Source organism: Methanosarcinales archaeon (assembly GCA_014859725.1).
Classification (GTDB): Archaea; Halobacteriota; Methanosarcinia; order Methanosarcinales; family Methanocomedenaceae; genus Kmv04.
Window position 1 is genome coordinate 1 of the sequence record JACUTQ010000100.1, and the last position, 8360, is coordinate 8360.

Sequence of the window (8360 nt, forward strand, 5' to 3'; positions counted from 1 at the left end):
TTTTTCATATCAATTAAATACACCACGGTCGCCATTGCCGTGTTACTGCTCTATACAGCACCTATCTACGTGGCTCTATTATCTCCCTTGATACTCAAAGAACCCATTACCCGCCATGGTCTTGCTGCTCTCATCCTGGCGATAGCAGGTGTCATCATGGTGGTTCAACCCCAGACCATATCCCGGGATACAGGTCAGGTCACAGGGCTGGCAGCTGGATTGGTCTCAGGGCTGGCATATGCATGCATGATCCTTGTATCCAGAAAACTCAGGAACCATTACACAGGGACAGTACAGGCTTCATGGGCCCTGTTCATAACAATGGTCATATTTATTCCATATTCAATAGTTCCCATGGTAGTGTTGCTCGACAACCTGTTACTACTGATACCCTTTGGCTTCATACCCACCATTGCACTCATTCTATATCTGAGCGGTTTGCGACACATAAAAGCTCAGAACGCCAGCATCATGGGACTGCTGGAACCAGTAAGTGCTGCAGTATTTGCCTATATCATCCTCAGCGAGCCCTTCTCAATACCCACACTGACAGGCGGAGGACTAATATTGCTTGGTGCATTTTTAGTCAGCAGGGAAAAGCCAGTGGAATATATCCATGAATGATTTCAGGGCAGGCCAGCTGCACCTTTTCCGGTCCCCGAAATAGTTCCACATTGACCTTATCGTCTACTTGGCGTTTATTTATTACCTTGATCACGATGGCAATTACCAAAAAAAAAAAATTAGCTACATTCCCATGTAGCTCTCAGGTCCCATACCAGGCATGCCCGGCATGCTGCCCTTCTCTTCTGGAATGTCAGATACCAGTGCTTCCGTGGTCAGCACCAGACTGGCGATACTGGCTGCATTCTGCAATGCGCTTCGTACCACTTTCACAGGATCAATGATACCGGCCTCGATCATATCCTTATAGGTATCTGTCTTAGCATCATATCCCATATTTGGGTTGGTCTCAGCTTTCAAATGCTCTACAACCACAGAGCCTTCCTTACCTGCATTGGTAGCGATCTGTTTCACTGGTTCTTCGACGGCCAGACTGACAATATCCAGCCCTATCTTCTGGTCACCTTCCAGGGAGAGATGGTCAAGAGCGACGATTGACCTGAGCAACGCGATACCGCCGCCTGCCACCACGCCTTCCTCGATGGCAGCTTTGGTGGCATTCAAGGCATCATCGATGCGCATCTTCTTTTCTTTGAGCTCGGTCTCGGTGGCTGCACCTACATTAATGACCGCCACGCCGCCTGCCAGCTTACCCAGGCGCTTCTTCAGGTTCTTTACCTTGTAATCGGAATCTTCCAGCTTGATCTGGCCTTCAAGGATAGTAACCCTCCGGTCAATATCTTCTTTCTTGCCCTGTCCTTCGATAATAATGGTCTTCTCCTTGTTCACCCTGATCTTCCTGGCGCTGCCCAGATCGTCCAGCGTGGTATTTTCCAGCTTCATGCCCTTCTCTTCACTTATGACCTTCCCGCCAGTGACTGCTGCAATATCTTCCAGCATTTCCTTGCGCTCGTCCCCGAATCCCGGGGCCTTGACAGCGCAAACCCTCAATGTACCGCGAATGATATTCAGTACCATGGTGGCCAGGGCTTCACCTTCAACATCCTCGGCAATGATAAGAAGCGGTTTATTGTCCTTCACCACGGCTTCTAATATGGGAAGAAATTCCTTCATGGAGCCGATCTTCTTGTCAAATATGAGGACCCTGGGTTCTTCCAGGACAGTTTCCATCCTCTCGGTGTCAGTTGCCATGTACGGTGAGATGTACCCCTTATCGAACTGCATGCCTTCCACAACTTCCAGGGAAGTTTCCATGGATTTTGCCTCTTCAACAGTAATGACGCCATTAGCCCCCACTTTGTCCATAGCATCTGAGATCAAATTCCCGATGACTTCATCATTGTTAGCTGAGACGGTGGCAACCTGGGTGATCTTTTCCTTACCCTTGACCTCTTCGCTCTTTGACTTTATGTATTCAACGATAGCTTCTGTTGCTTTGTCGATACCCTTCTTGATCTCAATAGGATTGGCTCCCACAGTGATGTTACGCATTCCCTTGTGCAGGATGGCCTGGGCCAGCAAACAGGCTGTGGTGGTCCCATCTCCTGCTACATCCTGGGTCTTTGTGGCAACTTCCTTGACCAGTTTGGCACCCATATTCTCATTTGGATCTTCCAGATCGATCTCTTTTGCAATGGTTACCCCATCATTGGTTATGGTTGGACTTCCATAGCTGGATGATAGTACGACATTCCTGCCTTTTGGTCCGAGTGTGATCTTTACAGTATTGGCAAGCTGGTCCACACCTCTCATGAGGGCATGCCTTGCTTCATCATCAAAAACTATTCTTTTTGCCATTATTTTCACCTACTCCAATTTCGCGATTACATCCTTGCAGTTCAGGACAATATATTCCTCGCCATCTATCTCAAACTCTTCAGAGCTGTAGCCGGCATATAAGACTAAATCGCCAATTTTCACTGGAAATTTATCTTCATCTTTGACAGTACCTAATTCCACCACAATACCCTGTTTCTTCTTTTCCTTGGCAGCTTCTGGAATATAGATCCCGCTGGCGGTCCTTTCTTCTTCTTTGACCGGTTTGATTAAAATTCTTTCACCTATTGGTTTTATATTCATAGTATCACCTTGTCCCACTATTCTAACTATAAAATTATATGAAGAACCCATTGGTCCAGCATCTACATTGTTAGCGGTTCTATAAAAACATATCGTTCACTGGATATCCATACCCATATCCAGCCACTGTGCAAAATGGATAAGTGATCCCATAGATATCACATCCACCCCTGTAGCAGCATATTCCTTAACATTCTCAGGTCTTATACCGCCTGAGGCCTCAAGTATTATACCGCTGTGCAGATTTGCATCTTCCAGTTGTTTGATGCAATTTTGTATCTCCTCAGGTTGCATATTATCGAACATGATGATATCAGCACCTGCTCTTGCAGCTGCCAGCATCTGAGAGCTATCAGATACTTCCACTTCGATCTTTTTTGTAAAACTGGCAGTTGCCTTTGCAACTTTTACAGCCTCTTCTATGCCCATTATAGTAATGTGGTTGTCCTTGATCATCACCGCATCTGATAGCGTATACCTATGGCTGTCACCACCACCGGACTGAACAGCCCTTTTTTCGAACTTCCTAAATCCCGGGGTGGTCTTTCTGGTACATGCCACCCTCACCTCTCCTGCATCAGCCATACACCTGGCAGTAATTGTAGCTATCCCACTCATCCTGCACAGGAAATTGAGGCTCAGCCGCTCGGCTCTTAATACGTCCCGGGCTTTACCCCGGACTTCTGCAATGACATCGCCTGATTGAATGGATTCACCATCATGGAAACCTGATTTGAATTCAAGTCCAAAATAATCAAATATCTGGTACGCTTCTTCCAGTCCCGCCAGTACCCCATCTTCTTTGGCAATGATCCTTGCATGCACCCACTTCTCTGGCACTATTGTGCATGAGGTATCATCAGCTCCCACGTCCTCTTCAATGAATCGTTCCAGTTCAGTTATCAGCAAGCTTGGACCTCCAGATATTGATATGTTTTTCAACAGTATTATCAATATCGATAATTATTACTCCGATTCTATAATCTTAAGTATTTCAGTAAAATCTGATAAGATATAATCAGGTTTGGCTGCCTGAATGGTATCTAGGCTGTCCTTGGTACCGTACTTTGCCATTGCAGCGATCATACCCGCGGCCTTTGCACCTTTGATATCCCGCTCAACGCTGTCGCCTACAAATAAAACATCTCCGGGATCCAATTGCAGCTGCTGTAGTGCATATTCAAATGGAAGTCCCCCTGTTTTCGGAGCACCACTATCATCCCTGGTAATAACATGATCAAAGAAATGCTGCAGCCTCATTGCGCACAATCTCTGCCATCCTTTCAACCTGGGAGCATCTGTCACAATTCCGATGACCAGACCCTTTTTTATTATTTTTATCAATGTGGATACAACATTGGGATACGGTTCCAAAAAAGACGGTTTTGTGCGAAGGTATGCATTGATCCCTGCAGCCAGTATGCGCTCATCAACCTGGCCAAACCTGCGCTTTAAGAACTCAGAAAAAGCGTTGTCAGACTCAATACCAACTTCCCAGTAGGTCTTAAAAATGATATCAAAAGCTTCTTTCTGGTCAATATCCAGTCCCTGGTCAATCATAGCCCTGATGGCCATATTCACTGCCATGTGTTTCATTTCAGAGAAATCCAGCAATGTATTATCCAGATCGAACAGGACTGCTTTGATCGTCATTGAGGAATAATGTATAAAGGAGTACATAAATAAATATTGATTAAAGTCATATGCTATTAGGTATTTTTTTATAAACTGAATATTAGGGGTAAAAATTATGAGAATCGCATGGGCAATTACAGGGGCAGGTCATTATATTAAGGATAGTTTTGATGTATTCACGAAACTCAAACAGGGCATGCCAGATCTAAAAGTAACAATATTCATATCTGGGGCTGGAGAAGAGGTCTTGAAGATGTACGGCCTGTTCGATAGACTGGATAGTATCGCACCTGGCGGGTATATGGAAGAGATATTCCTGGAATCGAACCAGGGTTGGAGTTACCCGAAAGTCGGCAGGTTCCTGATGGGAAAATATGAGCATCTGGTAGTAACACCTGCCACATCCAATACAGTAGCAAAAATAACTCACGGCATTGCAGATACCCTCGTCACCAATGCAGTGACCCAGGCGGTTAAAGGCAGCGTTCCAGTACATGTGGTGCCAGTGGATGTTGCAGGAGTTGTTCGCTCAGAACTGCCATACAATATTGATAGGGATATTTGTATGAATTGTGATCCCTGTCCCCCAGGGATGAATGTCCTGAAGAAGCTATTACAGCAGAACCACAGATCGATCTATTGTTGTGCAATGGGTGTGGAATTTGTGTTAAAGTCTGCCAGTACGATGCCATAAAGGGTGGTGAAGTAGAACTCAAGGAAAGGGACCTGGACAGCAGGAACGTTCAGATTTTAAGAGGACTTGATGAGATCACTGTACTGGATAACCCAAATGATATTTTGGAAATAATCCTCTAAAACGATATAATTTTTCACAACATGATAAATACAATCAGCTACTTTCTGTTGCAAGAATAACGATGCTAATTGACATACTGCTCTTTTTAATTTCAATCCCCATCCTCATATATTCAAGTGATTTTTTCATAGATAATGCTTCAAAACTGGCCAAATCAATTGGAGTATCTGAATTTTGTATTGGCATTACTGTTGTGGGAATTGGTACGTCATTTCCAGAGATCATGGTAACTTATTATGCATCTTTTACTGGAGAATCAGGGATTGTGCTGGGCAATATAATCGGCTCCAATATTACCAATATAGCACTTATTCTGGGAGTTGCGTTTTTTATAAGAAATACTGTGATATCAGACAGCCATATAGTAAAAGACAGTATTGTCCATCTAATTGTACTTATTCTTGGGACCATTATCTTCCTGTCAGGTAACAATATCAGTAGGCCTGAAGGGGTGATCTTGACTGTTGTATATGTATTATATATTATATATTCATTAAAATCCAATAAAAGATCTGAAGAAAAAACCACTCATGATAATTTTGTTCTAAAAAGGACAGTTTACATTATTATTGCGTTGACAGGGGTGCTCATTGGCAGCAAATTATTGGTTGAATCAGCAGTAGTAATTGCAAATATGTTGGGAATATCAAGTGCAGTTATTGCCATTACAGTGATAGCTTTTGGAACGTCTTTGCCGGAACTGGCAGTTTCGATATCAGCGGCCAAACGGGGATTTACCTTGTTAATTCTTGGAAATATCATGGGTTCCAATGTCACCAATATGATGCTTGCCATGGGTACTGCTTCTATGATACGGGAAGTAGTTATTGAAGATGTTCATTTCATCCAATTCAGTCTTGCATTTATGCTGCTTTTGTCCATCATATTGATGGCAGCTATGAAGAAAAAGGATATATCCCGGCTGTGGGGAGTGCTGTACATGATGATGTATATTATTTTTATCGGGTTAAGCTGTTCAGGTTTAATAATTAGGTTTAATCTTCCTGTGTGACCACCAGTACCGGGCCTATATCGGCTGCAATTATCCGCCTGGTACGACTGCCTATCGGGTCTTTCCTCAATAATTCTGACCCCATAACAATAAGATCACTGTGCCTTGATTTGGCAAATTTTATCAATTCGCCGCCAATGTCCTCTCCTTCCAGTACATCCTCTTCCAGTTCGATTGAAAATTCTTGAGCCTGAGCTTTGATAGATTCCATCAGTTTGTGTAATTCATCGTCCACTGTCTTAAGGATCTTTTTGGACAATTCCTTAGGGAATATTTTTTCCACTTCAGCGGTCTCTGAAACATGTACCAGAATTAATTTACTTCCTTCCAGTCTGGCTATATGGAGTGCATGTTTCACAGCCCTTTTGGACGATATAGTCTCGTCCACCGGGACAATGATGTTATTGTATTTGACATAATCATTCATATTCTTACCTTCAAAAGAAATGTGTTTTCATATTAGTGTTCAAGTCCTAATAATATTACTGCAACGACAATTGCGATTCCCAGTCCTACCATCTTTACAGAATGGACCAAAAGACTCTGCTTCGCAATCTTACCAGAATACATTCCCAGAATGGCCAGTGCTGTAATACTCAAACCCACTGCCCATTCAAGCTGGTGACTCTTCAGGATCACAAAAGGCAATATGGGTATTAGTGAACCTATAAAACTCGCCCCACCATGGGTTATTGAATCGACCCGGATCTTCTTTTTTGTATCTTTCTCCAGTTTCGTGTTCTCAAGACTTCGAAGCAGCGGCTTTTCAAGCCTGGAAAGTTCACCGTATTCCACCGCACCTTCTGCAAGGTACGAACCTGCACCGTTTGTCATGGCAAGGGCGACAGCCCCTCCAATAGCAGCACTTATTATAAAAGAAGGATTTCCTGACAATGATGCGCCGATGACCACACCCAGAATGGCCAGAATCCCATCCACACTGCCCAGGATTATGTATCTTCCATGTTCAATATTAAATTCCATTTGATAATCTGATTTTATTTGTAATATTAGCAATAAACCTATGCTTAATAAAAATATAATAAACAAAATATCTACTACTTGATATGACTATGACTTTACAGGAATTCCAGATATACCAAAACGGTTTTTTTTCCATATCCGCTTACATGGATAACGGTTTTGTCAGAACTAAATCACAGGGTCTTGTTTCAGCATTGCTGAAACATTTTATTAAAGATCTGGAAAGTATCTTTGATAATCAGATCCCTGCCCGGGTCACGCAGGATGTTCTGTATTTCTCTACCTGGATGCCTCCCATACCCAGTACTGGATTTGACAGGCTGGTACACAGCCAGATAAGAAGCTTGATAGCAGAAACTGGATGGAAACTGGGCATACCATTATCCACTAACCCTGAACAGGTAACCATTTCAATCACAGAGGAATGTCCAAACAGGTGTATCCACTGTGCTCTGCCAGACACCAGGAATAAAATAAGCCTGCAGTCCTCTACAATTAAGAATATCATCGATCAGGCTGTGGATATGGGAGCGACCCAGATCATTTTCGATGGGGGTGAACCAATGATTTACGATGGACTGGAAGAACTGGTAGCCTATGTGCCTGAAGGGGCCATCTCAACAGTGTTCACATCCGGGTCTGGCCTCACACCTGAAAAGGCCAGGGCTCTGGCACATGCCGGATTATATGCAGTTAATGTTTCCCTTGATAGCCCGCTACAAGCCGAGCATGACAGGATACGCGGTCGTGAAGGCGTGTTCAATGAGGCTATGGCAGGTATTAAACACAGCCTTGATGCAGGTCTTTTAGTAGATATCTATGTAGTGGTGGCACCCCACAATATCAATGATCTGGACAGGTTCTATGACCTGGCATTGGAAATAGCCGTACATGAACTCTCGTTCTATGAGATCGTTCCCACTGGCAGGTGGATCGATCGCGATACAGATATTCTATCACCTGAACATCACCAGATACTGGATGATTTTGTAAAACGAAAAAAAACCGGCCCACTTAAATTGTTCTGCATACCCCATGTGATGGAAGTAACAGGCTGTTTTGCCGGGCGGCGCTGGCTTCATGTTACGCCCCGGGGTGATGTCCTCCCGTGCGCCTGCATTCCTATCCCTTATGGTAATATCAAGGATGAACAGCTAAAGGATATATGGAGAAACATCCAGAAAACCGGAATATACAGGGCAAAATCCTGTCTTATGAGGAATCAGGACTTCAGGGCAGAGTACATAG

At 43.8% G+C, this 8360-nt stretch carries 9 protein-coding genes and 1 pseudogene; 4 read left to right on the forward strand and 6 right to left on the reverse strand.

The features are described 5' to 3' along the window. Nucleotides 1-624, forward strand: a 624-nt coding sequence (locus tag IBX40_08705; protein ID MBE0524392.1) for an EamA family transporter, incomplete at its 5' end; no start/stop codon positions are given. 123 nt (nt 625-747) lie between these two features. On the opposite strand, the gene groL is transcribed toward IBX40_08705, so the two are convergent. The 4 genes from groL to IBX40_08725 form a co-directional block, all read right to left on the reverse strand. Continuing rightward, nucleotides 748-2385, reverse strand: coding sequence for a chaperonin GroEL (gene groL, locus IBX40_08710; protein MBE0524393.1), 1638 nt, complete (start codon nt 2383-2385; stop codon nt 748-750). A 6-nt stretch (nt 2386-2391) separates the two neighbouring features. Continuing rightward, complete coding sequence (gene groES, locus IBX40_08715; protein MBE0524394.1) at nt 2392-2664, reverse strand: co-chaperone GroES; 273 nt, start codon at nt 2662-2664, stop codon at nt 2392-2394. A 96-nt stretch (nt 2665-2760) separates the two neighbouring features. Next, nucleotides 2761-3573 carry a carboxylating nicotinate-nucleotide diphosphorylase gene (gene nadC / locus IBX40_08720; GenBank protein ID MBE0524395.1) on the reverse strand — a complete coding sequence of 271 codons (813 nt, stop codon included), beginning with the start codon at nt 3571-3573 and terminating at the stop codon, nt 2761-2763. Nucleotides 3574-3630: 57 nt separating this feature from the next. Further along, entirely contained in the window at nt 3631-4317 is a 687-nt protein-coding gene (locus IBX40_08725; protein MBE0524396.1) for an HAD-IA family hydrolase, read from the reverse strand. A 178-nt stretch (nt 4318-4495) separates the two neighbouring features. On the opposite strand from IBX40_08725, the pseudogene IBX40_08730 reads away from it, so the two are divergent. After that, nucleotides 4496-5115 (forward strand): annotated as a pseudogene (locus IBX40_08730) (dihydromethanopterin reductase (acceptor)). Nucleotides 5116-5177: 62 nt separating this feature from the next. Beyond that, the gene (locus IBX40_08735; GenBank protein ID MBE0524397.1) at nt 5178-6128 is read left to right on the forward strand and encodes a calcium/sodium antiporter; all 951 of its coding nucleotides are present in this window, start codon (nt 5178-5180) and stop codon (nt 6126-6128) included. Here the strand turns inward: IBX40_08735 and IBX40_08740 are convergent. After that, a complete protein-coding gene (locus IBX40_08740) occupies nt 6112-6555 on the reverse strand; it encodes a universal stress protein (GenBank protein MBE0524398.1) in 444 nt (147 codons plus the stop codon). The genes IBX40_08735 and IBX40_08740 overlap by 17 nt on opposite strands. 32 nt (nt 6556-6587) lie before the next feature. Beyond that, nucleotides 6588-7112 (reverse strand): VIT1/CCC1 transporter family protein, encoded by a 525-nt coding sequence (locus IBX40_08745; GenBank protein ID MBE0524399.1) that lies wholly within the window; start codon nt 7110-7112, stop codon nt 6588-6590. 89 nt (nt 7113-7201) lie between these two features. Between IBX40_08745 and IBX40_08750 the strand changes: the two genes are divergently transcribed. Continuing rightward, the coding region (locus IBX40_08750) for a radical SAM protein (protein ID MBE0524400.1) at nt 7202-8360 on the forward strand (1159 nt) is incomplete at its 3' end.